Origin of the sequence: Caballeronia sp. AZ1_KS37, assembly GCF_023631165.1 — a bacterium.
In the GTDB taxonomy this organism is placed as follows: Bacteria; Pseudomonadota; Gammaproteobacteria; order Burkholderiales; family Burkholderiaceae; genus Caballeronia; species Caballeronia zhejiangensis.
In genome coordinates, this window is sequence record NZ_JALQDP010000002.1 from 51,724 (window position 1) to 78,266 (window position 26,543).

Genomic DNA, 26,543 nt, shown 5'->3' on the forward strand with positions numbered 1-26,543 from the left:
GTTGCGCTCTAGCCGGAAAATCGCTCGAAAAATGCTGGTTGCAATGCTGGAAAACCCCGCCACGCAAGAATATTGCTCGTCTCATATTTAGCGTTACAATGCGCGCGTCTTGAGGCCAGAAGGGTTCACGACGACAGTTTTTAGAGGCGCAGGAGACCTATTTGATGCGATTCAAGTTTGCTCACGCCGTGTCCATCGCGGCTGCGGTTGCAATGGCAACCGCATGCGGCAAGAAGGATGAAGGCGGGGCGAGCACAGCGGCATCGGCAGCGAGTTCCGCCGCCGTGCCCGTTGCGTCCGCGCCGGCGCCAGCGCCCGCGAGCGAAGCAACTGTCGTGAAGATCGGTCATGTGGCGCCCCTCACGGGCCTGCAGGCTCACCTCGGCAAGGACAACGAAAACGGCGCGCGTCTCGCACTGGAGGAGATCAGCGCGCAAGGCTTGACCATCGACGGGCGTTCCATCCGCCTCGAGCTCGACGCCCAGGACGATGCAGCCGATCCGCGCGTCGGCACCGAAGCCGCGCAGAAGCTCGTCGATGACCACGTGGTTGCGGTGATCGGCCACATGAATTCGGGCGTGTCGATTCCGGCGTCGAAGATCTACAGCGATGCGGGCATCGCGCAGATTTCGCCGTCGACGACGAATCCCGAGTACACGAAGCAGGGCTACAAGACGACGTTTCGCGTCGTCGCGACCGATGCGTTGCAGGGCCCGGTCCTCGCCGGCTACGCGATGAAGACGCTGCACGCGAAGAAGATCGTCGTGGTCGACGACGCGAGTGCCTACGGCCGCGGCCTCGCCGACGAATTCACGAAGAGCGCGCAGGCCGGCGGCGTGAAGATCGCCGCCCGCGAAGCAACGACCGAGAAGGCGCGCAACTTCAAAGCGATTCTCACGAAGATCAAGCGCATCCAGCCGGACGTCGTGATGTACGGCGGCATGGACGTGACGGGCGGCCCGTTCGCCAAGGAAGCGGCGGCGCTCGGCATCAAGGCGAAGATTCTGGCGGGCGACGGCGTCTGCACCGACAAGGTGGCCGAGCTCGCGGGCGACGCGGTGCAGAACATCGTCTGCTCGGAGGCGGGGCTCGCGCTTTCGAAGATGGACAAGGGAGCCGACTTCGAGAAGAAGTACGAAGCGCGCTTTCACACGCCGGTGCAGATTTACGCGCCGTTCACGTATGACGCGATGTACGTGATCGTCGATGCAATGAAGCGTGCGAACTCCATCGAAGCGCCCAAGGTGCTCGCTGCGATTGCCACGACCGACTACAACGGTCTGACGGGGCATATCGCATTCGACGACAAGGGCGATCTGAAGGCGGGGACCATCACGCTGTACGACTTCAAGGACAAGAAGAAGGACGTACTCGACGTCGTCAAGCAGTAGGCAGTCTGGCGGCGCCAGCTATCCGGCGGCGCTGTTTTCGTATCCGTCCGTGAACCGCTCGCAGCCTCATCCGGCCGCGGGCGGACGATCGGCGCTCAACCCTTACCGGTTTTTTAAAAGTACGCGCAGTGCCGCTTCAGATTTCACTTCACACCGGTTTATCGGCCGGTGATAAAGGCGTTATCGAATCGCACGGGGCTAAGGAGCTTTAAATGGATATTTTCATCCAGCAGATCCTCAACGGTCTGGTGCTTGGCAGCGTCTACGCCATCATCGCGTTGGGTTACACGATGGTGTACGGCATTCTCGGCATCATCAACTTCGCGCACGGCGACGTGCTGATGGTCGGCGCGATGGTCGCGCTCTCCGCCATCGGCGTCATGCAGAATCACGCGCCCGGCTTGCCCGGACCGATCATGCTGACGATCGCGCTCGTTATCGCCGCGATCGTCTGCGCGATCGTCGGTTACACCATCGAGCGCGTCGCGTACCGGCCGCTGCGCAAGGCGCCGCGTCTCGCGCCGCTGATTACCGCGATCGGCGTCTCGATCCTCTTGCAGACCATCGCGATGATGATCTGGGGCCGCAATCCGCTCGCCTTCCCGCAGCTTCTGCCGACCGATCCGATCAACGTGATCGCCGCCGACGAAACCCGTCCGGGCGCGGTGATCTCGATGACCGAAATCGTCATCATCGTCGTCGCGTTCCTCGTGATGGGCGGCCTGCTGCTCCTCGTGCACAAGACCAAGCTCGGCCGCGCGATGCGCGCGATCGCCGAGAACCCGGGCGTCGCGTCGCTGATGGGCGTGAACCCGAACTTCGTGATTTCCGCGACCTTCATGATCGGCTCGGCGCTGGCTGCGTTGGCGGGCGTGATGATCGCGTCGGAATACGGCAACGCGCACTTCTACATGGGCTTCATTCCCGGCCTGAAGGCGTTCACGGCGGCGGTGCTGGGGGGCATCGGCAACCTGGGGGGCGCGATGGTGGGCGGCGTGCTGCTCGGTCTCATCGAACAGTTGGGCGCCGGTTACATCGGCAATCTGACGGGCGGGGTCTTCGGTTCCAACTACCAGGACGTCTTCGCCTTCGTCGTGCTGATCATCGTGCTCGTGTTCCGTCCGTCGGGTCTGCTCGGCGAACGTGTCGCGGACCGCGCTTAAAGAACGTGTGAGGAGCTCAAAAAAATGACTTCGATTCAACCGATTGAGCCGTCCACGACGCTCATCCCCGAGAAGAACATGACGAAGACGCTCGTCATCGGCATTCTCACCGCTGTGTTCGTGATTGCCGCGCCGATGGTCATCGGCGCAGCGGGCGGCAACTACTGGGTCCGCGTGCTCGACTTCGCGATGCTCTACGTCATGCTCGCGTTGGGTCTCAACGTCGTGGTCGGCTTCGCCGGCCTGCTCGACCTGGGCTACATCGCGTTCTACGCGGTCGGCGCTTACACGGCGGCGTTGCTGTCGTCGCCGCAACTGTCGACGCAGTTCGAGTGGATCGCGGCGCTCGCGCCGAACGGATTGCATGTGCCGTTCCTCATCATCGTGCCGATCGCGATGGCGCTCGCCGCGACCTTCGGCGTGCTGCTCGGCGCACCGACGCTGCGTCTGCGCGGCGACTACCTCGCGATCGTGACATTGGGCTTCGGGGAAATCGTCCGGATCTTCATGAACAACCTCGATCGTCCGGTCAACATCACGAACGGTCCGAAGGGCATCACGGGTATCGATCCGGTGCACGTCGGCGGCTACAGCCTCGCGCAGACGCACGAGTTCTTCGGCTTCAAATTCCCGTCGGTGTACCTGTACTACTACCTGTTCGTGCTGTGCGCGCTGTTCGTGATCTGGGTGTGTACGCGTCTTCAGCATTCGCGTATCGGCCGCGCGTGGGCCGCTATCCGCGAAGACGAAATCGCCGCGAAGGCGATGGGCATCAACACCCGCAACGTGAAGCTGCTCGCATTCGCGATGGGCGCGTCGTTCGGCGGTCTGTCGGGCGCGATGTTCGGTGCGTTCCAGGGCTTCGTGTCGCCGGAATCGTTCACGTTCTGGGAGTCGATCGTCGTGCTGGCGTGCGTGGTGCTGGGCGGCATGGGCCATATTCCGGGCGTGATTCTCGGCGCGGTGCTGCTCGCCGTGTTCCCCGAATTCCTGCGCACGACAATGGGTCCGCTGCAGAACGCCATCTTCGGTCATCAGCTTGTCGATACCGAAGTCATCCGCCAGTTGCTGTACGGTCTGGCGATGGTGCTGATCATGCTGTATCGCTCGGAAGGCCTGTGGCCCGCCGCGAAACACGAAGACAAGATCGCGAAGATCGCGAAGCGCAACGGCAAGAAGCCGGTGCGTGCTTAAAGGCGGGGGATTGAAAGATGAGCGATAAGCAAACACGACTTTCCGTCACGGGCGTCAACAAGCGTTTCGGCGGCTTGCAGGCGTTGTCCGACGTACGCCTCGAAATCAAGGAAGGCGAGATCTACGGTCTGATCGGCCCGAACGGCGCAGGCAAGACGACGTTCTTCAACGTGATCACGGGTCTCTACACGCCGGATTCGGGCGAGTTCAAGCTCGACGGCCAGGCGTACACCCCGACGGCGGTTTATCAGGTGGCGAAGGCGGGCATCGCGCGCACGTTCCAGAACATTCGTCTTTTCGGCGGCATGACGGCGCTGGAGAACGTGATGGTCGGACGTCACGTTCGCACGAAGCACGGTCTGGTCGGCGCGGTGTTCCAGACGCCCGCCGAACGCCGCGAAGAGCGCGAGATCAAGGAGCGCGCGCTCGAACTGCTGGAATACGTCGGCGTGCTGCAATACGCGGATTACACGTCGCGCAATCTGTCGTACGGGCATCAGCGCCGTCTGGAGATCGCGCGCGCGTTGGCGACCGATCCGAAGCTGCTCGCGCTCGACGAACCCGCCGCCGGCATGAACGCGACGGAGAAGGTCGAGCTCACTCGTCTGCTCGACAAGATCCGCGCGGACGGCAAGACGATTCTTCTGATCGAACACGACGTGAAACTCGTGATGGGATTGTGCAACCGCATGACGGTGCTCGATTACGGCAAGGTGATCGCCGAAGGTCTGCCGCAGGACGTGCAGAAGGACCCGAAGGTGATCGAGGCATATCTGGGTGCGGGGGTGCACTAAATGGCGACCACAAGCGCAATGTTGAAGGTCAAGGGTCTGCAGGTGAATTACGGCGGCATCCAGGCGGTGAAGGGTGTCGATCTCGAAGTCGGGCAGGGCGAACTGGTTACGCTGATCGGCGCGAACGGCGCGGGCAAGACGACGACGATGAAGGCCATCACCGGCCTCAAGCCGTACTCGGGCGGCGATATCGAGTACATGGGCCAGTCGATCAAGGGCGTGCCGACGCACGAACTGCTCAAGCGCGGCCTCGCGATGGTGCCGGAAGGCCGCGGCATCTTCGCGCGCATGTCGATTCTCGAGAACATGCAGATGGGCGCGTATCTGCGCAACGATTCGGACGGCATTCAGAAGGACACGGAGCGCATGTTCGGCTTCTTTCCGCGTCTGAAGGAACGTGCGTCGCAGTACGCGGGCACGCTGTCGGGTGGCGAACAGCAGATGCTCGCGATGGCCCGCGCGCTGCTGTCGCGCCCGAAGCTCTTGCTGCTCGACGAACCGTCGATGGGTCTTTCGCCGATCATGGTCGAGAAGATCTTCGAAGTCGTGCGGGAAATCTCGAAGGAAGGGCTGACGGTGCTGCTCGTGGAGCAGAACGCGCGTCTCGCGCTGCAGGCGGCGAATCGCGGTTACGTGATGGATTCAGGCACGGTGACGATGTCCGGCGACGCGAAGGTCATGCTCGATGATCCGAAGGTGAGGGCGGCGTATTTGGGTGAGTGAAGACTTAACCGTCCGATGCTCGAAAGGGAGCCGACTGTCGCGAGACAGTCGGCTTTTTTCTTTTCCAGGATTACGGGTGCTTCGCCAAATCGTTCTCGCTTTCTTGTCATCTGTCGCATTAGCCCGCTTTCTCAGATTCTTCCCACTATCGAAGCTCAGGATGCCGATCAAGAATCGGGGATTTCGATGTTCACCTCCAGTCTCAGCCAGCTGCCGAAGCGCGGCCACCTCCTCATCGCAGCCACGATGGCACTGACGGGCTGCGGATTGTTTCCGCAGCCCAGTCATAACGTGACCGTCGCGGCGCCGGAATACGATAGCGCGGTCTCTGCGCGTATCAGACTTCTCTCCGGCAACGGAACGCGCACTGCCTCGTACCTTCCCAATCACGCCTGTTATGGCGGTTCCGTCGAGGGAGCTGAATGGGTGGCCGGTGACGACGGTTTTTTTGCCAATTGGAAATATTCGTCGCGGAGCGAGGTTATCGGCATGCCGCCGAGCCCGCGCGAGTTCATGCGAGTCGACGGCCTGGAGTTCAAGGATTCCATCAGAGAGTATGTGGTGGCGGGCGGCCAGCCGATTGTCCTGAGCATGGGAACGAGCGGCAGTGCGGGTAACGCCCATTGGTGGTGTACTCCACCGCGTGTGACTTTCAGTCCGGTTGCGGGCCGTGACTACGATGCGTTTCTCGAGATGAAGGGCAGGCAGTGCTGGATATCCGTTCGTCTTATCGACGGCCATGACATGGATGAACCCGTCGCTGTGACACGCGCTGCCAAATGTGCCGACGCGAGAGTTGACACGGATTCGAATTCAACTTCGCAATGATCGCGAGCCTTGCATCGCCTTTCGCTCGGCCATTCACATTCGAACCTCTCAGATCAGATAAGAATATATGCAACGCTTGAAAATCATACGTTGGCTCTTGGCTGCCTTCGCTTTCCTCTCGATAGCGACGGCGACAGGACAGACTCAACCGATCGCACCCGTATCCGCCGAGACGAGAGACTTGGCGGACTTCAACTCGCGGCTTGTATCATCAGGTATCGACCCGGATTCGCCGCAGGGCGCGATGCTGCGCCAATACTTTTCGAAGCTATGGCGAGGTGGTGCAACGCGGTCTTCCCGCTAGGGGCAGCCAGATTCTTCCCTACAAGCGACTGATCATCGAAGCAGATTGGGTCGATTCACGCTCACCACTGAAGCGTGTGCCCTTCACGTCAACTCTTGTGAACCGTCACGACAATGGTGTCGTTTCGGAGCAAAGCGTCACGACCGCTGGAGATAGTGCGGTTACATGGGCCTATTTCCGGACCTACTACCGAATGGCGGACCTGCGTTCTCAGGAACTGTGGGGCGATAGCCAGATCGGCATGGCGAACCTCAAAGATAGCACTGCGATCCGCGCGACCCCACAGACCCTGGTCAAAGGGGCGGAATTTGATATGTCCGTTCCTCAGCCTTCCCGAAAGGGCGAAAAGCGCATGCAGTGCCGGGTCGGAAACACAAAACCGGCGTTCGACGTGTTTGCTTCGCTCACCGGCTCCGCAGTCGAAACCCACTGCTCAGTAGCGACGCAGAGCGGATTCGTCGTGGAGTACGACGGCGTTTGGCTCACTGATTACAACGTAGACCTGACGCTGAAATACAGGGAAGAAAGCGGCACAACGGACGTGGTCTTTCGCAACATTTCGATCGAACCCAATCCGTCGTTGAAGGTGCGCGGCTCGTCGGTAGAAGATGCGGCGCGCAATCCGCAAAGAAAGCAAAGACGCGCAGCGGCCGTCGACGAGATGCCTCAAATCTGCTTTTCTTGTTGAACCTGGTCGACATCTGAGAAAGATAGCGGCCTTGTCGAAGCGTCCAGCCTGAGTTCGCGCGTCAAAGCCGCTTCCCCAAACTCACCACTTCATCCATCCGATACCCGAGCCTTTCATAGAACCCGCGCAGCTCCGTCTTGAACGACAAAATCTGCAGATTCACCTTCGGGCAGCCGAGCTTCGTCAACGCCGCTTCCGCGTGCTTCATCAACGCACTGCCGTATCCGCGGCCGCGCAGCGCAGGCGTGACAGCAAGCGAATACACCCAGCCGCGATGCCCGTCGTAACCGGCCATCACCGTGCCGATCACTTCGCCATCCATCGAGCCGACGAAGAACAGCTCCGGTTGCGTGCGCATCTTGTTCTCGATCGACAGCGCCGGATCGCGCTGCGGCCGCGATGCGTCCGCGTACTCCGGAAACACATCGCGCCACAGGGCGATCACGGCGTCGCGATCGCCTGCATCGAAAGTGCGGATGATCACAGCGAATCGAGCACCGAACGCAGCATCGTCATCATCTGGTCGATCTCGTCCTTCGTCACGTTGAGCGCGGGCATGAAGCGCAGCAAATTCGGGCGCGCCGCGTTGAGGAGGAGGCCGTCGGGCTGCTTCAGACGCGCCTTCTCGACGATTTGCGGACCCTTGTCGCTGTCCAGCAGCAACGCGCGCAGCAAACCTTCGCCGCGCTCGCCCTGGAAGCCGCGCTCGTCCGACAGCTTCAGCAGTTCCTGCTTCAGATACTCGCCGCGCTCGCGCACGCCTTCGAGAAAGCCCGGCGCGACGAGTTGCGAAATCACCGAGTAGCCGACCGCCGTCATCAGCGGATTGCCGTTGTAGGTGCCGCCCTGATCGCCCGCATCGAAGCACGCGACGTCCGCCTTCGACAGGAGCGCCGCGAGCGGCACGCCGCCGCCGATGCCCTTGCCGAGCGTCATGATGTCCGGCTCGACGCCCGACAGCTCGTACGCGAACAGCGTTCCCGCGCGGCCGCATCCGCTTTGCACTTCATCGACGATGAGCAGGATGTTGTGCTTCTTCGTCAATTCGCGCAGTTGCTGCATGAATTCGCGCGTCGCGGGAATCACGCCGCCTTCGCCCTGAATCGGCTCGAGCATCACGCCCACGGTCTTCTCGTTGATGAGCTTCTCGACCGACGCGATATCGTTCAGATCGGCCTTCGGAAAGCCCGGCACTTGCGGTGCGTAGATCGTGTCCCAGCCGGCCTTGCCGCTCGCGGACATCGTCGCGATCGTGCGGCCGTGGAAGCTGTGGTCGAACGTGATGATCTCGTACGCGCCGTTCTTGAACTTCTTGCCCCACTTGCGCGCGAGCTTGATCGCGCCTTCGTTCGCTTCCGCGCCGCTGTTGGCGAAGAACACCTTGTCGAAGCAACTGTTCGCGGTGAGCAGGCCGGCGAGCTGCGCCATCGGCGCGTTGTAGAACGCGGGCGACGGGTTGATCAGCGTGCGCGCCTGCTTTTCCATCGCCTCGATCATGCCTTCGTTGCAGTGGCCGAGCGAGTTCACCGCCCAGCCCTGGATGAAGTCGAGATAGCGCTTGCCCGTGTTGTCGTAGAGCCAGGAACCCTTGCCATGCGTGAACACGATCTCGGGACGGTTCGTGATGTACATCAGCGAATCAACGGGGTACTCATTGAAATTCATGACAGCGGGCTCCACGAAGGCTAGTGCGAGAAAAAGAGGAAAACGATGCGGAAAAAAACAAAAGCCACGGATTTCCGTGGCTTCATTTCGTACGCTTCGACAAGACCGAACCGTGAGCGCAATGCGTGACGAGCCAGCGGCATCCCTAGGGAAGCGGCGAGCGGCGACGTCGAAGTGCGTTCAGGGTTTTGAGCATTCGCGAAGGATACGTTAAGCGGTTGCCGCCTGTAAACCGTGCACGCGGATTTTTTGTCCGCGTGCACGTTGTGTGCAAGCTCACACGGGATGCGCGAGATCTGCCGCGCTCGTGAACGAATCCGCGTAGAACTCGTCCTCCGGCAGCCGATGATGCTGCGTGAAGTCGCGCTGCGCCGATTCCACCATCACGGGCGCGCCGCACGCGTACACCTGATAGCCGCTCAAGTCTGGCAGATCTTCGATGACAGCCCGATGAACGAAGCCCGTGCGGCCCGTCCAGGCGTCGCCGGCGTCGGGTTCGGAGAGCACCGGCACGAACTTGAAATTCGGAACCTCGCGCGCCCACTGTTCGGCGAGCGACATCATGTAGAGATCCTTCTTGCGGCGGCCGCCCCAATAAAGCGTCATCGGGCGATTCAGATTCTTGAAGACCGCATGTTCGATGATCGCCTTGATCGGCGCGAAACCCGTGCCCGAAGCGAGCAGAACGATCGGCTTGTCGGACTCGTCACGCAGGAAGAACGTGCCGAGCGGGCCTTCGAAGCGCAAGATGTCGCGCTCTTTCATCGCGCCGAAGACGTGATCCGTGAACGTGCCGCCCGGCATGTGGCGAATGTGCAGTTCGAGCGGCCCTTCGTGATGCGGCGGGCTCGCCATCGAATAGCTGCGGCGCTTGCCGTCCTTGAGGATGAATTCGATGTACTGGCCCGCGTAATACTGCAGGCGTTCGTTCGCGGGCAGTTGCAGCTTCAGTTCGATGACGTCGTCGGCTTTGCGTTCGAGCGCGTTCACGCGGCACGGCAGCTTTTTCACCTGGACGTCGCCGACGCCCGCGACTTCGCGCACGTCGATGGTCAAATCCGTCTGCGCGGTCGCGCAACAGAAGAGGGCCATGCCGCGCGTCTTTTCGTCGTTCGACAGTGCCGACGACGAATGCGGCGCCTGCTCGACCTCGCCGCTCACGACGGCGCCCTTGCACGAACCGCACGCACCGTTCTTGCAGCCGTACGGCAGGCCGATGCCCTGGCGCAGCGCGGCGGTCAGCACCGGTTCGTCGGGTTCTACTTGAAACTGCCGGCCGCTTTGCCGGAGCGTTACGTTGAAAGCCATAGATCGATTTCTGCGATGTGTGGAGTTGTCTCGTGAGTCTTTTCGGACGCCGTACGCGGGTTTCAGGCGACGGATAAAATGCTCCGATGATCGCCACTCGAAACCTTCGCCGCGCGCGCGTCCTGATCGTCGGATGCGGCGATGTCGGCATGCGCGCGTTGCCGCTTCTGCATGCGCGCGCCGCTGCGCCCCGCGTCGTCGCGCTCACGCATCATCCCGAACGCGCCGGCGAATTGCGCGCGGCCGGCGCGACGCCCATTTCCGGCGATCTCGATGTGCGCCGCAGCCTCGCAAGGCTCGCCGGCCTCGCACGCGACGTGCTGCATCTCGCGCCGCCTCAGCGCGACGGCGACTCGGACCGCCGCACGCGCGCGCTGATCGCCGCGCTGCGCAGACCGCGCCGCTCGGTGGCGCGCGCCGCCGCAAGCCATTGGCTGCATGCGGATCGCGCCGGAAAAACATCTTTCATTGTACCCGACGGTCTTCGTGCGGCCGCGAAGCGCCGGGACGGGCAGCGCACGCGTTTCGTCTATGCGAGCACGACCGGCGTTTATGGCGATTGCGCCGGCGCGTGGATCGACGAAACGCGGCCTGCGCGGCCTGCGAACGAACGCGCGCGGCGGCGCGTGTCGGCAGAGCGGCAGTTGCGCGCGGCGGGCGTGAAAAGCGGCTGGCGGGTGTCGATCGTGCGGATTCCGGGCATTTACGCGGCCAACCGCCTGCCGATCGCGCGCATCGAAAAGGGCATGCCCGCGCTCGCCGAACCGGACGACGTCTACACGAACCACATTCACGCCGACGATCTCGCGGCCATTCTCGTGCGTGCGCTCGCGCGCGGGCGTGCGCAGCGCGTCGTGAACGCGTCGGACGACACGGATTTGCGCATGGCGGATTACTTCGACCGCGTGGCCGATGCCTACGGCCTGACGCGCGTGCCGCGCATTTCGCGCAGCGAAGCGCAAACGCGCCTGGAGCCGGTCACGCTTTCGTTCATGCGCGAATCGCGGCGGCTCGCCAACACGCGCCTGAAGCGCGAACTGGGCTACGTGCTGCGCCATCCGACGGTCGACGCGTTCCTAAAGCAGAACGCGCGGCGTTAGATCAGCGCCGGAATCGTTTCGAGCAGAACGAAGCACATCAACGCGCCGATCAATGCGCCGATGAGATTCGGCGAATACTTGTGGCGCATGTGCATGACGAAGCCCAGCACCCCGATGAGGACTGCGCACAGCGCGACGAACGCTACCAGCGCAACGGCCGATTGGGAGACCATGATGCCCTCCTGCTTTTTTCGTAATCATTTTGGTATCCGTTAGACCAGTATAAGAGTACGAAACGCGGAAGGCATGCTGCATCGCAGCGTCCGCCGGTGAGGGGATTCACCGATTTGCATGCTCAATGCGAAGTGTTTCGCAACGCGGCGAGATCGGCGTCTTCGAGCCAGCGCCATGCGCCTTCGACGAGCGTGTCGGGCAACGCATAACCGCCGACCCGCTCGCGATGCAGCTTCTCCACGCGGTTGCCCGCGGCCGCGACCATGCGCTTGACCTGATGGTATTTGCCTTCGAGCACGGTGAGTTCGAGCAGCCGTTCGCCGCGTTGTTTGGCGGCGAGCGCGGCGCTCGGTTTCGGCTCGCCGTGCAGCAGCACGCCTTCGCGCAACTTCGCGAGTTGCAGACCGTCGAGCGGATGACGCACGGTCGCGAGATAGACCTTCGGCACCTTGCGCTTGGGCGACGTGAACGCGTGCACGAACGCGCCGTCGTCGGAAAGCAGCAGCAGGCCGGTCGTGTCCTGGTCGAGCCGGCCGACGGCCTGCACGCCGCGCTCGGCGAGTTGCGGCGGCAGCAGATGAAACACGCTCAGATGATGCTGCGGATCGCGCGAGCATTCGTAGCCCGCGGGCTTGTTGAGCGCGATGTACGCCTTCTCGCGATACGTCCAGAGATGATCGTCGACTTCGAATTCGAGACCGGGCGTGACGGGGAGATGGGCGTGCGGATCGTCGCGCACGATGCCCGCGATGCGCAGGCGGCCTTCGGCCACGATGCCGCGGCACTGGCGGCGCGACCCGAAGCCTTGGGAGAAGAGGAGGGTTTCGAGGTCCATCGGATGAGCGGAGTTGAAGCGCGCATTCTAGCAAGCCGCGCTTTCGGTCCGCGCGCGCCGGCGCGCTTCGCATCGCCAAAAAAAGCGCCGCCCGAACCGCGGGCGGCGCCGAGCGTGGCGATGCGCTTTCGGACGGCCATGCGTCCGCGGCCAGCGTCATCGCCCAGGGAATCGTCGGGTGCGCGTCATTGCATGTCGATGCGGCCATACACGCCGTTGGCTTCGTCGTTCGGCCCGGCGGCGAAAAACAGCGTGTTCGACGGCTGCGCGTTCAGGTTGTTGCCGAACGCGATGCCCCACAGACCGTGCTGCACGAGCGGCGCGCCGCCGGTATCCGTGAGCGCGCCGACGAACGCGCCGGTATTCGGATCGAACGCGTTGATGGTGCCGTCGCCGAAATTGCCGATGAGGATATCGTTGCTGAACGTGGCGAAGTTTCCGGGCGCCTGCGCGATGCCCCACGGAGCGTTGAGCGGCCCGTTCGCCGCGAAGCGCTGCGTCAGATTGCCGTCGATGTCGAACACGTCGACGAAGCCCAGGCCCGCGCCGGGCACGTCGTCCTCGGCGTCGCCGTCCTGCTTCGCGTAGGTGACGAATATCTTCGAGCCGATCGTCTGAATGCCGAAGGGCGCGAAACCCGCCGGAATCTGCGCGTCCCTGAAGCCGCCGGGCACGGCGATCTTCGTGAACGTGCCGTCGAAGACGTCGACCTTGTTGTTATGGAAATCGGTCGCGTAAAGGCGATGCGCGCCGGTCGACGTCGTGGCGATCGCGAGTCCCTTGTAGATCGCGCCCGACGCGCTCGAATCGACGGCGGTGAACGCGTGCGTCATGTCGACGGCGGGCGCCCACGCGGTGATCGAGCCGCCTTCTCCCGCGAAGACGAACGCGGCGACGCCCGACTTGCCGTTGCGCGAGAGCGTGAGATCCGGTCCCTTGTTGAAGACGATTCCGGTCGGTTTGGCGGGCCCGGACGCGCTCGGAGGGATCGATACGACCAGCGACTGAACGACGCCGTTGCCGTCGTAGAGCGTGGCCGTCTGCGTGCCGTTGTCGGCGACCCAAACGAAGCCGTTCGGGTTGAACGCCACGCCCCAGCCATTCTTCAGATTCGGGTCGGTGTGAGGCGCGGACACGGCGCCATCGGAGACGACGATCGACATCTTGAAACGTGTCGCCGTCGGCATGTTGTCGTCCGAGCCGCCGCCGCACGAGGCGATGCCCGCGAGCGAGACGACCGCGGCGGCGCAAACCACCAGACGGCGCAACAATCCGGTTTGCATGATGGTGACTCCTTCGGCGCGGTTCGCCGGCAGCTCGTTCGTCACCTTTAAACGGATGTGCGTTGCGGCTTATTCCGTTTGCATCATGCTGAATGGCGCTTCAGTACATCAATGCGCGTCGCCGCGTCCCTTCGATACGGCCGGCACGCCCAGGCCGAAGAGCGTGAAGCGCGAATCGTCGTCATCCGGTATCCCCGAATGATGGGCGTGCGCGTTCCAACGGCCGTCGTAGGTCATCGTCGGGACGACCGGCTTCGGGATGCCGCTCGCCTGGCGGAAGTACTCGGTGTTGCTCTCGTTCTGCACAGCGAGCGCGCGGCGCAGCGTCGCCTGCGCCTGGCCGTTGCGCGGGTCGAGCGCGACCGCGCGGCGTGCGTTGCGCAACGCGCACGCCGCTTCCATGTTGGCGGCGCAGGCGCGCGCGTTCGCTATCGCGCCGTCGCGCGCACGTTCCTGACGCGACAATTCGGCCGCGAGCTGCTGGATTTCCGGACTGCGCGGCTCGCTCGCCGAGAGGCCGCGCATGTGACGGCGCGCCGCCGCGAGGTCGCGCCCGGCGAGCGCTTGCTGAACCGCCGCGATGCTCCGCGCGACGGCTGCGGGAAGCGGCTCCGGCGCAGGCTGAACGGCGGGCGTGGCGGGCGTGGGCGGTTTGTCGATCGAGGCGACCGTCGCGGTGCTGCGCGGCTGTTCGGATTGTCGGGCGACGGGCGCGGTATTTCGAGGCTGCTCGATCGCGCGGGCGACGGGCGCGGGCGCTTGCGTCACCGGTTTCGGCGGCACCGGCGCCGCTGCGGCGATCGTCGCGACCACGCGCGGTTCAGGCTTCTGCAGCGATGCGACGACCGGCGTCGTCGGCTTGGTCGGCGGCGCGACGGCAGCGACCGATGCGGCTGTCGCTGCGGCTGCGTTCGTCGTGGGAACGGGCGTCGCGGGCTTCGCAGTTGCGATCATGGCTGGCGACGCGTTGCTCGCCGGAGCCGCGTTCGCCGCAACGTGCGGCGTCGTCGGCAACATGCTCGATGCCGTGACGCGCGGCGCGACAGACGCGGTTTCCGCTATCGGCGCGGGCTTCTTCGCGATCGTCGTTGTCGTCGTCGCTGACGGGACAGGCTGCGCACTCGGCGTATCGGCTTTGGAGCGCGCCAACGATGCGTGCCGCGCGGCATCGGCTTTGAGCGCGCCGGAGGCGCCGTCGCGAATCGATCCCGCCGCGCTGATACCGGGCTCCGCGCTCGGCGACGGCGCGTTGTCGTCCAGACGCGCATAAAAGTATCCGCCGACCGCGATGCTGGCGATCACCCCGCCGACCAGCATCGCCATGCCGGTGCGGGCGGGCTTGCGCTGATCCTGCGCATCGGGCTCGACGAAGTTCGGGTAGGACGTCAGCATCCTGCGGCGCACGAGGCGCTGCAGCCAGTGGCTATCGTCCCAGTCGAGGATGTCGAGCGGCGCGGGCACCGGCGCCGCGGCGGCCACGGCGGCTTCGGCCGCGCGGCTCGTGAAAATCGCGCCCTGACGATCGGCGCCGCACGCGGGGCAGGTGTCTTCCGAGGCAGGGGAAACGGTGTTGCAGCGCTTGCAGATGACGGAGTCGAGAGACAGCGAGTGATCAGGTCGATTCATGTCGTACCTTTCTTCGAGTTATGGCTCGGCGCGTCGCGCGAGCGGGTCACGACATCGAGAGGGTCCTAAGCAACCCGAAATGCGGGCGCTGCGCGTGCGAGCATCCCCGCGATGCTCCGCGCGCCGGGGTTCCGAATGCCGATGGAGGCCATTTTTTGCTGACGCGGCAGTGCGCGTCTACGCGAGAGCGCACATAGCCGGACGGACGACGTACGCGCGCTCGCGTCATCGGCGAAATTGCGTGTCATCACGCACATAAGGACGATGAGAATGCAATCGAAGGGCTTCGACGCGACGGCGCGGCAACTGATCGTCGGACTGCCGCTATTCATGGGCGCGATCGAATACATCTTGAGGGCGGCGCTGAAGCAGCCGGGCAGGGATGACTTCTTTCCGATTTCGCTCGTCGCGTCGAGCGTCAGTCTGAATCTTGCGTTGACGGTGCTGCCGGGTGAGCTTCGCCGCGGCGCCTATTCTCGATGGTTCTCCGAGCGACGAATCGCTCAGGCGTTTCTTGTCGCGAATCTGGGAATTTTCGCCTCTCTAATCGGGATGCTTCTCTGGATATACTTGCTCGTCGCTTCGTTCAGTGAGGAAGTTCGGGCGATTCTGCCTATGCATCCTCTTCGGGATGCTCTGGTCTACTATGTATTTTCGATCGCGGTGAATGAATGGAAGGCGTGGGTGGAAAAATGTTGAACTTCGTGCTGGGTTTCTTTCGAGAGTATTGGCCTGTCGTGTTGGCTTACGCGATCGCCAGGTTCGTCGTTCCGCCCGTCGTGGGCTGGATTTATCGGAAGACTGCGGGCGACGAGCCGTGCATCGAAGTCGAGCGCGGTTCAGGCAACGTTCAAACGCAGATTGCCGCGAAACCCGGCGAGATGCCGAAATGACGCCGAAGCCGTGCCCCAAACGCAAAAAAGCCGCTCACAACGGAGCGGCTTTTTCAACAATCCTGGTGCCCAGGGCCGGAATCGAACCGGCACGCCTTGCGGCGGGGGATTTTGAGTCCCCTGCGTCTACCAATTTCACCACCTGGGCCTGAATCGACTCGTAGCGGAACAGAGCGAACCAACGAGCCAATCGAGTCGGCGATTATGACCGAAAACGCCGTCGCCGGCAAGCATCGACAGCAGCGTTTTCAGAACAAAGGACATTACTGCGCGAGATACGTAAATGCGCCGTTCTTGATGACGCCCATTACGCTCGCGCGCTGATCCAGACCGACGTGATCCGTCGCGCTCGTATTGACGACGCCGTTCGGCACGACCAGTTCGTGCGCATGCTCGAGTTCCGAGCGCAGCGCCACGCGAAACTCCTTCGTGCCCGGCTTGGCCGTCTTCAGCGCGCGCGCCACGGCGTCCTGAAGACGCGGATACACGCCCGCCGCATCGCCCGCGAACTGCGTCACGGTGCCCTTGCCGTACTTCTCCTCATACGCATTCGCGAACGCCAGCGCAGCCTTCTTCGACGGATGATCCGCCGGCAGCGTCCGCGCGACGACGACCGGCTGCGTCGGGAACAGGGTGCCCTCGACGTCCTTGCCGCCGAGCTTGATGAACTCGGGCGTCGCGATGCCGTGCGTCTGATAGATCGCGCCCTTGTAGCCGCGCTCGACGAGCGTGCGCTGCGGCAACACCGTCGGCGTGCCCGCGCCCGCGATCAGCACCGCGTCGGGCTTCGCGGCCATCAGCTTGAGAATCTGGCCGGTGACGCTCGCATCGGTGCGATTGAAACGCTCGCTCGCGACAATCTTGATATGCCGAAGATCGGCGAACTTGGTGAACTCGTTGAGCCAGCTATCGCCGTAGCTGTCCGCGAAGCCGATGAAACCCACCGTCTTCACGCCGTGATTGGCCATGTAGCGCGTCATGACGTCGGCCATCGCGCGATCGGTCTGCGCCATCTTGAACGCCCACACTTTCTTGCCTTCCTGCGGCTCCACGACCGATGCCGAGCCGATCAGCGTGATCATCGGCGTTTCGGATTCGGCGACGGGATCGAGCGCGGCGAGCGCCGCCGGCGTGATGTTCGGCCCGACGATCACATCGACGTGATCTTCGCTGATGAGCTTGCGGATGTTACGCACGGCCGCGCCCGGATCAGAGCCGTCGTCGAGGATGATGTACTCCGCGCTCTGCCCGGCGATGGTTTTCGGCCACATGAGCATCGCGTTCTTGCTGGTGATGCCGATGGCGGCGGCCGGACCGGTGCTCGACAGATCGATGCCGACCTTCAACTGGGCGTGCGCGGCGGCGGCAACTACGGACAAGGCGACGCCGGCAGCGAGCCGGCGCGTGAACTTCGACAACGTCATCGGATGGTCTCCAAATGGGCAGGATTTTCTAGGCGGCGGGCGCCGCCGATATTCAAAGCTCGTAACTCTCGTGCTCGCCGGACAGCGCCTGTTCGATCAGCTTGCGATTCAGCGACGGCGACAGCAGTTCGACGAGCGTATACACATAGCTGCGCAGGTACGCGCCCTGTTTGAGCGCGAGCCGCGTGACGTTCGTGCCGAAGAGATGTCCGACCGGCATCGCGCGCAAATGCCGATCGCGTTCCGGATTGAACGCGATATCCGCCAGAATTCCGACGCCGAGCCCCAGTTCGACGTAAGTCTTGATGACGTCGGCATCGATGGCTTCGAGCACGATGTCCGGTGTCAGATTGCGCAGCGCGAACGCCTGATTGATCTTCGTGCGCCCGGCGAACGACGCCTCGTAAGTGATGATCGGGAATTGCGCGAGATCGTCGAGCGTCAGCGTCTTGCGCTCCAACAGCGGATGATCCGGCAGCATGACGGCCAGATGCTGCCACTGGAAGCAGGGCAGCGACACCAGTTCCTTATAGTTGGCGATCGCTTCCGTCGCGATGGCGATATCGGCCTGATCGTGGATGACCATTTCGGCGACTTGCGTCGGACTGCCTTGCAGAATCGAAAGGTGGACCTTCGGGAAGCGCTTCTTGAATTCTGCGATGGCGGACGGCAGCGAATAACGCGCCTGCGTATGCGTGGCGGCGATGACGAGATTGCCCTGATCCTGCGCGGCGTAATCCTTACCGACGCGCTTCAGGCTTTCCACTTCCTGCAAGATTTTCTCGACCGACGCGAGAATGATGCGCCCCGGCTCGGTGAGCGACCTCACGCGTTTCCCGTGCCGCGTGAAGATTTCGACGCCCAACTCGTCTTCCAATTCGATGATCGCTTTCGAGACGCCCGGCTGCGACGTATACAGCGCCTTGGCGGCTTCCGTCAGGTTGAAGTTCTGCCGGACGGCCTCGCGCACGAAGCGAAACTGATGCAGATTCATTTATAGCCTTTGTTTATTACTACCGGGCATATCAAAGTAATTTTTCAGTCGTTTGCAATATATAGCAGGTTCTTTACTATCAGTCCAATTTTTCCAATATCCATATCTCTATCTGTCATAAGCAAATGAGCGTTCAGTCTGAACGGCTCGGGCAATAGCGACTCAATGGATATTCGATGGACGAGACGCGCCGCGTAACCTAGGACGCTGCGCTTTACACAAGAACTTGGGGCCCCCGAATGTACCAATACGATCAGATCGACCAACGCATCGTCGACGAACGTGTCGCGCAGTACGCCGACCAGGTCCGCCGACGTTTGTCGGGCGAATTGAGCGAAGAAGAATTCCGTCCGCTGCGTTTGCAGAACGGCCTGTACATGCAGCGCCACGCGTACATGCACCGCATCGCGATCCCGTACGGCAACCTGCGCAGCGACCAGCTCCGCATGCTGGCCACCATCGCGCGCGAGCACGACCGCGGCTACGGTCACTTCTCGACGCGGACCAACATCCAGTTCAACTGGGTCGAGCTCGAAGAGACGCCGGAAATCCTGCGCAAGCTCGCGTCGGTGCAAATGCACGCGATCCAGACGTCGGGCAACTGCATCCGCAACATCACCGCCGATCAGTTCGCGGGCGTCGCGCCCGACGAGCAGGTCGATCCGCGTCCGTGGGCGGAAGTTCTGCGTCAATGGTCGACGTTCCATCCGGAATTCGCGTGGCTGCCGCGCAAGTTCAAGATCGCGGTGAACGGCTCGGCGGAAGACCGCGCGGCCGTGCAAGTCCACGATCTCGGCGTGTATCTGAAGAAGAACGCGCAAGGCGAAGTCGTGATGGACATTCTCGCGGGCGGCGGCCTCGGCCGCACGCCGATCGTCGGCGCGATCATCAAGCGCGATCTGCCGTGGCAACACTTGCTTACTTATTGCGAAGCCGTGCTGCGCGTGTACAACCGCTACGGCCGTCGCGACAACATGTACAAGGCGCGTATCAAGATTCTCGTTAAGGCGCTGTCGCCGGAGAAGTTCAGCAAGCAGGTCGAGGAAGAGTGGCAACACTTGAAGGACGGCCCGTCGACGCTCACGCAGGAAGAAGTCGATCGCGTGTCGAAGTTCTTCGCGCCGCCCGTCTACGAGAAGCTCGCGGACACCGACGCTTCCTATGAAAAGCATCTGATCGACAGCAAGCCTTTCGCGCGCTGGGTCGAGCGCAACGTGCGTCCGCACAAGGTGCCGGGCTACGCCGCCGTGACGCTCTCGCTCAAGCAGCGCCACATCGCGCCGGGCGACGCCACCGATCAGCAGATGGACGACGTCGCCGCGCTCGCCGATGAATTCTCGTTCGGCGAAATCCGCGTGTCGCACGAGCAGAACCTGATTCTCGCGAACGTGAAGAAGCGTGATCTGCACACGGTGTGGGAACGCGCGAAGGCGCTCGGTTTCGCGACGGCGAACATCGGCCTGTTGACGGACATCATCGCGTGCCCGGGCGGCGATTTCTGCTCGCTCGCGAACGCGAAGTCGATCCCGATCGCGCTCGCCATTCAGGACCGTTTCAACGATCTCGACTACGTGCACGACCTCGGCGACCTTTCGCTGAACATCTCGGGCTGCATCAACGCGTGCGGTCATCACCACGTCGGCAATATCGGCATTCTGGGCGTCGATAAGGACGGCTCGGAGTGGTATCAGGTGACGCTCGGCGGCGAGCAAAGCTCGGGCGCGACCGGCGCGCATCTCGGCAAGGTGATCGGCCCGTCGTTCTCGGCCGAAGAGATGCCCGACGTGATCGCGCAAGTGATCGACACTTTCGTCGATAACCGCGTCGAAGGCGAGCGCTTCATCGAGACGTTCGGCCGCATCGGCATGGCGCCGTTCAAGGAGCGCGTGTACGCATCGCGCCAGGCTCACGCTTAAGGATCTGCAAATGACGTTGATTATCAAGAACCGCGCGGTCGTCGAAGACAGTTTCACCGTTGTGCGCGCCGCCGAAGACGGTACGTTGCCCGCCGTCGATGCGCTGCCGGCCGGCAAGATCATCGTGCCGTTTGCGCTGTGGAAAGAGCACAAGCCGGCGATCGTCGCGTCGCGCGCGAAAGAAGACATCGGCGTGTGGCTCGCGCCGGACGACGAACCCGCCGACATCGTCGCGGATTTCGCGCAGATTTCCGTGATCGCCGTCGATTTCCCGGTGTTCCGCGATGGCCGCGGCTTTTCTATCGGCCGCTTGCTGCGCGAGCGCTATCAGTGGACGGGCGAACTGCGCGCAATCGGCGACGTGCTGCGCGATCAGGTTGCATTCCACGCGCGCTGCGGCTTCGATGCGTTCGCCGTGCGCGCGGACAAGGACATCAACGACGCGCTCAACGCGTTCACCGAGTTCACGAATCTGTATCAGGGCGCGACCGACAATCCGGAACCGCTGTTCCGTCGTCGCGCGGCGCTCGTCGCAGCGCTCGGAGCCTGATGTATGACGCCTGAATTGCAAGCCAAGGTTGAACGCCTGGATGCGCTGCTCGATTCGATCGCGGCGCGCCACCAGAACGTCAAGCTAGCCAGCAGTCTCGCCGCCGAAGACATGGTGCTGACGCACGCCATCCTTTCGCGCGATGTGAAGATCGGCATCTTCTCGCTGAATACGGGCCGTTTGCACGCGGAAACGCTCGGCATGCTCGATACCGTGAAAGCGCGCTACGGCTACGACATCGAGCAGTTTCATCCGCAACAGGACGCGTTCGATGCCTACGTGCGCGATCACGGTCTGAACGCGTTCTACGAAAGCATTGATTTGCGCAAGAGCTGCTGCCATATCCGCAAGGTCGAGCCGCTCAATCGCGCGCTGTCCGATGTCGCCGCGTGGGTGACGGGACAGCGCCGCGAACAATCGGTGACGCGCGCCGAGCTGCACGAGGAAGAGCGCGACGAGCCGCGCAACATCGCCAAGTTCAATCCGCTCGCGGACTGGACCGAAACCGATGTGTGGGATTACCTGAAAGCCTTCGATGTGCCCGTGAATCCGCTGCACGCGCGCGGCTATCCGAGCATCGGCTGCGAGCCTTGTACGCGCGCGGTGCGCCCCGGCGAAGACAGCCGCGCCGGACGCTGGTGGTGGGAATCGCGCGATACGAAGGAATGCGGCTTGCACATCACGAATATCAAGATCGTCGAAGCAGCACCAAGCTCCGCGATCTAAGGCACTACCCCCTGTCACTGAACGCGGCGCTCATAGAAGCGCCGCTAGAAAAAGGATCGACGAACATGAGCACGACGCTCGACTCTAACGTCACCGCACCGGTCGTCAACAAGGCGACTCGCATGGATCACCTGGATTGGCTCGAAGCCGAGTCGATCCACATCATTCGCGAACTGGTCGCGGAATGCAGCAAGCCCGCGCTCCTGTTCTCGGGCGGCAAGGATTCGGTCGTCGTGCTGGCGCTCGCGCTCAAGGCGTTCGGCCTCGGCGGGGGCCGCAAGACGACGCTGCCGTTCCCGCTGGTTCACATCGACACGGGTCACAACTTCCAGGAAGTGATCGATTTCCGCGATCGCCGCGCGGCCGAGATCGGCGCGGAGCTCGTCGTCGGTCATGTCGAGGATTCGATCAAGAAGGGCACGGTGCGTCTGCGTCGCGAGACGGATTCGCGCAATGCCGCGCAAGCGGTGACGCTGCTCGAAACCATCGAGCAATACGGCTACACGGCGATGATCGGCGGCGCGCGCCGCGACGAAGAAAAGGCGCGCGCGAAAGAGCGCATCTTCTCGTTCCGCGATGAATTCGGCCAGTGGGATCCGAAGGCGCAGCGTCCGGAACTGTGGAGCATCTACAACGCGCGTCTGCACAACGGCGAGCATCTGCGCGTGTTCCCGATCTCCAACTGGACCGAGCTCGACGTGTGGCAGTACATCGCGCGCGAAAAGCTCGAACTGCCGAACATCTACTACGCGCATGACCGCGAGATCGTGCGCCGCAACGGCCTGCTCGTGCCGGTAACGCCGCTCACGCCGGTGCGCGAAGGCGAGACCGCCGAGATCGCGCAAGTGCGTTTCCGCACCGTCGGCGATATCAGTTGCACGTGCCCGGTCGCGAGCGATGCCGATGACGTCGAGAAGATCATCGCGGAAACGGCCGTGACGGAAATCACGGAACGCGGCGCGACGCGCATGGACGATCAGGCTTCCGAAGCCGCGATGGAACAGCGCAAGAAGCAAGGTTATTTCTAAGCATCACGCGACAGGAAGAAACGAGTCATGAGCATCTATCAAGCTGAAGATCTGGGCGTGTTGCGCTTCATCACCGCGGGTTCCGTCGACGACGGCAAGAGCACGCTGATCGGCCGTCTGCTGTACGACAGCAAGGCCGTCTTGTCGGATCAGTTGTCGGCGATTTCGCGCGCGAAGAACAAGCGCACGGTCGGCGATGAAATCGACCTCTCGCTGCTCACGGACGGCCTCGAAGCCGAGCGCGAGCAGGGCATTACCATCGACGTCGCGTATCGCTATTTCGCCACGGCGAAGCGCAAGTTCATCATCGCCGATACGCCGGGCCACGAGCAGTACACGCGCAACATGGTGACGGGCGCGTCGACGGCGCATGCGGCGATCATTCTCGTCGACGCAACGCGCGTCACGTTCGAGGACGGCGTCGCGCAACTGCTGCCGCAGACGAAGCGCCACAGCGCGATCGTCAAGCTGCTCGGTCTGCAGCACGTGATCGTCGCGATCAACAAGATGGATCTGGTCGAGTACAGCGAAGCGCGCTTCAACGAGATTCGCGATGCGTACGTCGTGCTCGCGCGTCAGCTCGGGCTGTCGAACGTGCGCTTCGTGCCGGTGTCGGCGCTGAAGGGCGACAACATCGTGACGGCGAGCGAGCGCATGCCGTGGTACGCAGGCGAGCCGCTGCTCGATCTGCTGGAATCGCTGCCGGTCGCGCAGCCGAACGATCAGGCGCTGCGTTTCCCGGTGCAATGGGTCGCGCGTCAGGACGGCTCGCAAGCCGACGATTTCCGCGGCTACATGGGCCGCGTCGAAGCGGGCGAAGTGCGCGTCGGCGATGCGCTGACCGTGCTGCCCGCCGGCCGCGAAGCGACGGTTGCCGAGATCATCGCGCCAGTGCCGGGTGGTGTCGCGCCGGTGGATCGCGCGTTCGCTGGCCAGACGGTGACGATTCGCCTGACGGAAGACGTCGACGTGTCGCGCGGCGATACCTTCGTGCCCGCCGCGGCGAAGGTCGAGCCGGCGAAGAAGCTCGAAGCGGACCTCTGCTGGTTCGACGAAGAGCCGCTTTCGCCGCAGCGCAAATATCTGCTGAAACAGACGACGAACACGGTGTTCGCGCGCATCGGCGCGGTGAAGCAGGTGCTGGACGTGCATACGCTGTCGCATTCGGTCGATCGCAGCACGCTCGCGATGAACGACATCGGCCGCGTGGCGCTCACGTTGCAGAAGCCGATCGTCGCGGACGAGTACGATACGCATCAGGGCACCGGCGCGTTCGTGCTGATCGATGAAGCGACGCATCACACGGTCGCCGCCGGCATGATTCGTTCGATCGCGGCTTGATCGACATTTAGCGACGGATGATTGCAATGGGTAAGGTCTATCTGATCGGAGCGGGGCCGGGCGCGGCGGATCTCATCACCGTGCGCGGCATGCGCTTGCTCGAGCAGGCGGACGTCGTGCTGCACGACGCGCTCGTCGAACCGGCGATGCTCGACTACGCGCCCAACGCGAAGAAGATTGCTGTCGGCAAGCGCTGCGGACAGCGTTCGACGGCGCAGCACTTCATCAACAAGCAGATCGTCGATGCCGCGCTGGAACACGGTGTCGTGGTGCGTCTGAAGGGCGGCGATCCGATGCTCTTCGGCCGCGCCGACGAGGAAATGCGCGCGCTCGAAGTTGCGGGCATCGAGTTCGAAGTGGTGCCGGGCATCACGGCGGCGCTCGCGAGCGCGGCGACGCTCAAGCGCTCGCTGACCTTGCGCGGTGTGGCGCGCAGCGTCGCACTGGCGACGCATTCGCGTGCGGCGGACAGCGACGAGATTCGCGAGCAGGCGAAGGCCGATTCGCTCGTGTTCTACATGGGCCGCGACAGCGCGCCGGACATCGCGCAGCAGTTGATCGATGCAGGACGTCCCGGCTCGACGCCGGTGGCGATCGTCGAGGCGTGCAGCACGCCGCGCGAACGCACGCTGACGTTGACGCTCGCGCGCATGGCGCTGGGCGAGGCGCAGGAGTGGCTGGATCCGTCGCAGCCGAGCTTGCTGATGATCGGTGAGGCGTTTCGCGAACGGGCGTCGGCGGTGAAGCCGAAGGTGCACTTGAAGGGGATGCAGGCGGCGGCTTGATGTCGTTCGACAGGCTCAAAGTAAGGAGCGCACCGGAGACGGTGCGCTCCTTTTGCTTTGGATCTCGGAATTCAAAAGTCGACGAGCTTGATTTTCTTCTTTTTCGAGTTGCTGGCGCGGGAATGCGTACTGCGAGGCTATTGCCCACTTGGAAATGAGCAGATTCATACGGAGCCCAATCGGATATACGGAAAAGTCAATCCAAGTAGAGGCGCTCGATTCGGAGGGTGCCATTCGGCCGAACGGCCAGCGTTGATCTACGCGCCCATCTGCCGCAAACAATACCCCGCGACCGCTTCCAGCACCGCGTCATCTTCCCCGACTGCCGTCGCGCAGGAAATCGCAACGTCGGGATGTGCCTTCCGGCACTTCTCGACGATCTCCGGCAAGTCGCGACGCACATGCCCGCCTTGTCCGAAAAAAACGGGCACGACCGTAATGGCATCGCATCCATCGGCGGCTTGCCGCGCCACTGCGGCCGGCAAATCCGGCGACATCAACTCGAGAAACGCCAGCGCCACCGGCTGATCGCCGCGCGAACCACGCAACTTCTGCGCGAGCCGCTCGAATGGCTCGGCCCAGCGCGGATCGCGCGCGCCGTGACCGAACAGGATGATGCCGTGCTTCTTCATCGCGCGTTCTCCGTCAGGGAAGAAACGTCAGTGCCGCTCGACCCACTTCAGTCCGATCAACCCGACCGCCAGATAGGCGAGCGCGGGCGCGGCCGCCGTGAGCGGCGCGGGCCAGGTATTCAGATTGCCGATATGCGAGAACAGCGTGTTGAACAACTGGAAGCTCATGCCGATCATGATGCCGCCGAACACCTTCACGCCGACCACGCCCGCGCGCGTATGCAGGTACGCGAACGGCAGCGACAGAATCAGCATCACGAACACCGCGAACGGATAAAGAATCTTGCGCCAGAACGCGATCTGATAGCGCTGCGCGTCCTGATGGTTCTCCGTCAGATGCTGGATATAGCGAAAGAGGTTGAACATCGACATCCGGTCCGGCGACACCAGCAGCACCGACAGAATCTGCGGCGTCAGCTCGGAGCGCAACGAGTACTCCGGCAGCGTGGTCTGCGTCGCGCGATACACCGGATTCAACGTGTCGCCGGGATTGACGGCCTGCGGCGGCGCGTCGTTCAGGCGGGTGTCGGTCACGCCGGTGAGCTTCCAGTGGCCGGGCGGCGCGTACACACCCGTCTTGGCGATGCGTACGTTGGTCAGGCGGAACTTCGAATCGAACTCGTAGATTCGCACGTTGGCGATCGTCGTATCGGGATTCAGCGTGCCGACATTGACGAAACGCGTGACCTGTTCGCCGTTCTCTTTCGCCGTCAACGTGTCCTTGACCCACACGCCCGACTGAAAATTCGATGACACCGACGATCCGAGCGCCTCAAGCCGCACGCGCTCGGACAACTGGTCCGTGTATGGCCCGATCACTTCGCCGATGAGGTACGTGATGAACACCAGCGGAATGCCGATCTTCATCAGCGAGCGCAGCGCCGCGCCGGTCGAAAGCCCCGACACGCGGAAGATCGTGAATTCCGAGGCTGCCGCCATCTGCGCGAAGACGTAAATGGCCGAGATGAGCGCGGCGACGGGAATGATCTCGTAGAAGCGCGAAGGCGTCTGCAGCCCGACGCGCAGCACCGCGAGCATGAAGTTGTATTTGCCGTGCCCGACCGTGTTCAGCTCGTTGATCAGGTCGAAGAAGAAGAACAGCCCCGAGAACGCGAACAGGATGAAGATGAACGCGAGGTATATCTGGCGCGCGAAGTATCGTTCGTAGATGCGCAACA

Annotated in this window: 27 protein-coding genes and 1 tRNA gene; 16 read left to right on the forward strand and 12 right to left on the reverse strand. The window is 62.9% G+C overall.

Going from position 1 to position 26,543, the window contains the following annotated elements; all coding sequences use genetic code 11:
• Positions 1-164 precede the first annotated feature (164 nt).
• From NCS00_RS03385 to NCS00_RS03415, 7 genes are all read left to right on the forward strand, one after another.
• Positions 165-1,391: a branched-chain amino acid ABC transporter substrate-binding protein gene (locus NCS00_RS03385; RefSeq protein WP_008351162.1), complete on the forward strand. Its 1,227-nt coding sequence runs from the start codon at positions 165-167 to the stop codon at positions 1,389-1,391.
• A 212-nt stretch (positions 1,392-1,603) separates the two neighbouring features.
• Positions 1,604-2,554 (forward strand): branched-chain amino acid ABC transporter permease, encoded by a 951-nt coding sequence (locus NCS00_RS03390; RefSeq protein WP_008351160.1) that lies wholly within the window; start codon positions 1,604-1,606, stop codon positions 2,552-2,554.
• A 24-nt stretch (positions 2,555-2,578) separates the two neighbouring features.
• Positions 2,579-3,748, forward strand: a complete 1,170-nt coding sequence (locus NCS00_RS03395) for an ABC transporter permease subunit (RefSeq protein ID WP_008351157.1) — start codon at positions 2,579-2,581, stop codon at positions 3,746-3,748.
• A 17-nt stretch (positions 3,749-3,765) separates the two neighbouring features.
• Positions 3,766-4,542 (forward strand): ABC transporter ATP-binding protein, encoded by a 777-nt coding sequence (locus tag NCS00_RS03400; RefSeq protein WP_008351156.1) that lies wholly within the window; start codon positions 3,766-3,768, stop codon positions 4,540-4,542.
• Between the two features lie 18 nt (positions 4,543-4,560).
• Positions 4,561-5,265, forward strand: a complete 705-nt coding sequence (locus NCS00_RS03405) for an ABC transporter ATP-binding protein (protein WP_008351154.1) — start codon at positions 4,561-4,563, stop codon at positions 5,263-5,265.
• Positions 5,266-5,451: 186 nt separating this feature from the next.
• Positions 5,452-6,093 carry a hypothetical protein gene (locus tag NCS00_RS03410; RefSeq protein WP_250439081.1) on the forward strand — a complete coding sequence of 214 codons (642 nt, stop codon included), beginning with the start codon at positions 5,452-5,454 and terminating at the stop codon, positions 6,091-6,093.
• A 281-nt stretch (positions 6,094-6,374) separates the two neighbouring features.
• Complete coding sequence (locus tag NCS00_RS03415) at positions 6,375-7,085, forward strand: hypothetical protein (protein WP_250439083.1); 711 nt, start codon at positions 6,375-6,377, stop codon at positions 7,083-7,085.
• 61 nt (positions 7,086-7,146) lie between these two features.
• On the opposite strand, the gene NCS00_RS03420 is transcribed toward NCS00_RS03415, so the two are convergent.
• The 3 genes from NCS00_RS03420 to NCS00_RS03430 all read right to left on the reverse strand — a co-directional run bounded on the left by NCS00_RS03420 (position 7,147) and on the right by NCS00_RS03430 (position 10,058).
• Positions 7,147-7,569, reverse strand: a complete 423-nt coding sequence (locus NCS00_RS03420; protein WP_175982808.1) for a GNAT family acetyltransferase — start codon at positions 7,567-7,569, stop codon at positions 7,147-7,149.
• The gene (locus tag NCS00_RS03425) at positions 7,566-8,750 is read right to left on the reverse strand and encodes an acetylornithine transaminase (RefSeq protein ID WP_250439085.1); all 1,185 of its coding nucleotides are present in this window, start codon (positions 8,748-8,750) and stop codon (positions 7,566-7,568) included. Before NCS00_RS03425 ends, NCS00_RS03420 begins: the two co-directional genes overlap by 4 nt.
• A 276-nt stretch (positions 8,751-9,026) precedes the next feature.
• Complete coding sequence (locus NCS00_RS03430) at positions 9,027-10,058, reverse strand: CDP-6-deoxy-delta-3,4-glucoseen reductase (protein WP_008351145.1); 1,032 nt, start codon at positions 10,056-10,058, stop codon at positions 9,027-9,029.
• An 86-nt stretch (positions 10,059-10,144) separates the two neighbouring features.
• Here NCS00_RS03430 and NCS00_RS03435 point away from each other — a divergent pair, with 86 nt between their 5' ends.
• Complete coding sequence (locus NCS00_RS03435; RefSeq protein ID WP_008351144.1) at positions 10,145-11,158, forward strand: NAD-dependent epimerase/dehydratase family protein; 1,014 nt, start codon at positions 10,145-10,147, stop codon at positions 11,156-11,158.
• Here NCS00_RS03435 and NCS00_RS03440 read toward each other — a convergent pair.
• From NCS00_RS03440 to NCS00_RS03455, 4 genes are all read right to left on the reverse strand, one after another.
• On the reverse strand, positions 11,155-11,331 hold the full coding sequence (locus tag NCS00_RS03440; RefSeq protein WP_008351142.1) for a hypothetical protein: 177 nt from the start codon (positions 11,329-11,331) through the stop codon (positions 11,155-11,157). The genes NCS00_RS03435 and NCS00_RS03440 overlap by 4 nt on opposite strands.
• Before the next feature lie 122 nt (positions 11,332-11,453).
• Positions 11,454-12,167 (reverse strand): pseudouridine synthase, encoded by a 714-nt coding sequence (locus NCS00_RS03445; protein WP_008351140.1) that lies wholly within the window; start codon positions 12,165-12,167, stop codon positions 11,454-11,456.
• A 185-nt stretch (positions 12,168-12,352) separates the two neighbouring features.
• Positions 12,353-13,450: a TIGR03118 family protein gene (locus NCS00_RS03450; protein ID WP_250439107.1), complete on the reverse strand. Its 1,098-nt coding sequence runs from the start codon at positions 13,448-13,450 to the stop codon at positions 12,353-12,355.
• A gap of 108 nt (positions 13,451-13,558) precedes the next feature.
• Complete coding sequence (locus NCS00_RS03455) at positions 13,559-15,076, reverse strand: hypothetical protein (RefSeq protein WP_250439108.1); 1,518 nt, start codon at positions 15,074-15,076, stop codon at positions 13,559-13,561.
• A 270-nt stretch (positions 15,077-15,346) separates the two neighbouring features.
• On the opposite strand from NCS00_RS03455, the gene NCS00_RS03460 reads away from it, so the two are divergent.
• Both NCS00_RS03460 and NCS00_RS03465 read left to right on the forward strand, forming a co-directional pair.
• Complete coding sequence (locus NCS00_RS03460; RefSeq protein ID WP_250439110.1) at positions 15,347-15,775, forward strand: hypothetical protein; 429 nt, start codon at positions 15,347-15,349, stop codon at positions 15,773-15,775.
• On the forward strand, positions 15,748-15,969 hold the full coding sequence (locus NCS00_RS03465; RefSeq protein WP_144403830.1) for a hypothetical protein: 222 nt from the start codon (positions 15,748-15,750) through the stop codon (positions 15,967-15,969). Before NCS00_RS03460 ends, NCS00_RS03465 begins: the two co-directional genes overlap by 28 nt.
• A 63-nt stretch (positions 15,970-16,032) precedes the next feature.
• Here NCS00_RS03465 and NCS00_RS03470 read toward each other — a convergent pair.
• From NCS00_RS03470 to NCS00_RS03480, 3 genes are all read right to left on the reverse strand, one after another.
• A tRNA-Leu gene (locus NCS00_RS03470) sits at positions 16,033-16,117 on the reverse strand.
• Positions 16,118-16,232: 115 nt separating this feature from the next.
• Complete coding sequence (locus NCS00_RS03475; RefSeq protein WP_008351129.1) at positions 16,233-17,393, reverse strand: ABC transporter substrate-binding protein; 1,161 nt, start codon at positions 17,391-17,393, stop codon at positions 16,233-16,235.
• 52 nt (positions 17,394-17,445) lie between these two features.
• Positions 17,446-18,387 (reverse strand): CysB family HTH-type transcriptional regulator, encoded by a 942-nt coding sequence (locus tag NCS00_RS03480; RefSeq protein ID WP_008351128.1) that lies wholly within the window; start codon positions 18,385-18,387, stop codon positions 17,446-17,448.
• A 239-nt stretch (positions 18,388-18,626) separates the two neighbouring features.
• Here NCS00_RS03480 and NCS00_RS03485 point away from each other — a divergent pair, with 239 nt between their 5' ends.
• The 6 genes from NCS00_RS03485 to cobA all read left to right on the forward strand — a co-directional run bounded on the left by NCS00_RS03485 (position 18,627) and on the right by cobA (position 24,733).
• On the forward strand, positions 18,627-20,303 hold the full coding sequence (locus NCS00_RS03485) for a nitrite/sulfite reductase (protein WP_008351126.1): 1,677 nt from the start codon (positions 18,627-18,629) through the stop codon (positions 20,301-20,303).
• Positions 20,304-20,313: 10 nt separating this feature from the next.
• Complete coding sequence (locus NCS00_RS03490) at positions 20,314-20,853, forward strand: DUF934 domain-containing protein (protein WP_034472943.1); 540 nt, start codon at positions 20,314-20,316, stop codon at positions 20,851-20,853.
• A 3-nt stretch (positions 20,854-20,856) separates the two neighbouring features.
• Positions 20,857-21,579 (forward strand): phosphoadenylyl-sulfate reductase, encoded by a 723-nt coding sequence (locus tag NCS00_RS03495; protein ID WP_250439112.1) that lies wholly within the window; start codon positions 20,857-20,859, stop codon positions 21,577-21,579.
• 65 nt (positions 21,580-21,644) lie between these two features.
• Entirely contained in the window at positions 21,645-22,607 is a 963-nt protein-coding gene (gene cysD, locus NCS00_RS03500; RefSeq protein WP_008351121.1) for a sulfate adenylyltransferase subunit CysD, read from the forward strand.
• A 27-nt stretch (positions 22,608-22,634) separates the two neighbouring features.
• Entirely contained in the window at positions 22,635-23,948 is a 1,314-nt protein-coding gene (locus NCS00_RS03505) for a sulfate adenylyltransferase subunit 1 (protein ID WP_008351120.1), read from the forward strand.
• Between the two features lie 26 nt (positions 23,949-23,974).
• Positions 23,975-24,733 carry a uroporphyrinogen-III C-methyltransferase gene (gene cobA, locus NCS00_RS03510; protein ID WP_008351119.1) on the forward strand — a complete coding sequence of 253 codons (759 nt, stop codon included), beginning with the start codon at positions 23,975-23,977 and terminating at the stop codon, positions 24,731-24,733.
• A gap of 257 nt (positions 24,734-24,990) precedes the next feature.
• Here the strand turns inward: cobA and NCS00_RS03515 are convergent, their stop codons facing one another.
• A complete protein-coding gene (locus tag NCS00_RS03515; RefSeq protein WP_008351118.1) occupies positions 24,991-25,365 on the reverse strand; it encodes a sirohydrochlorin chelatase in 375 nt (124 codons plus the stop codon).
• A 27-nt stretch (positions 25,366-25,392) separates the two neighbouring features.
• Complete coding sequence (gene lptG, locus NCS00_RS03520) at positions 25,393-26,541, reverse strand: LPS export ABC transporter permease LptG (RefSeq protein ID WP_008351117.1); 1,149 nt, start codon at positions 26,539-26,541, stop codon at positions 25,393-25,395.
• Positions 26,542-26,543: the final 2 nt, after the last annotated feature.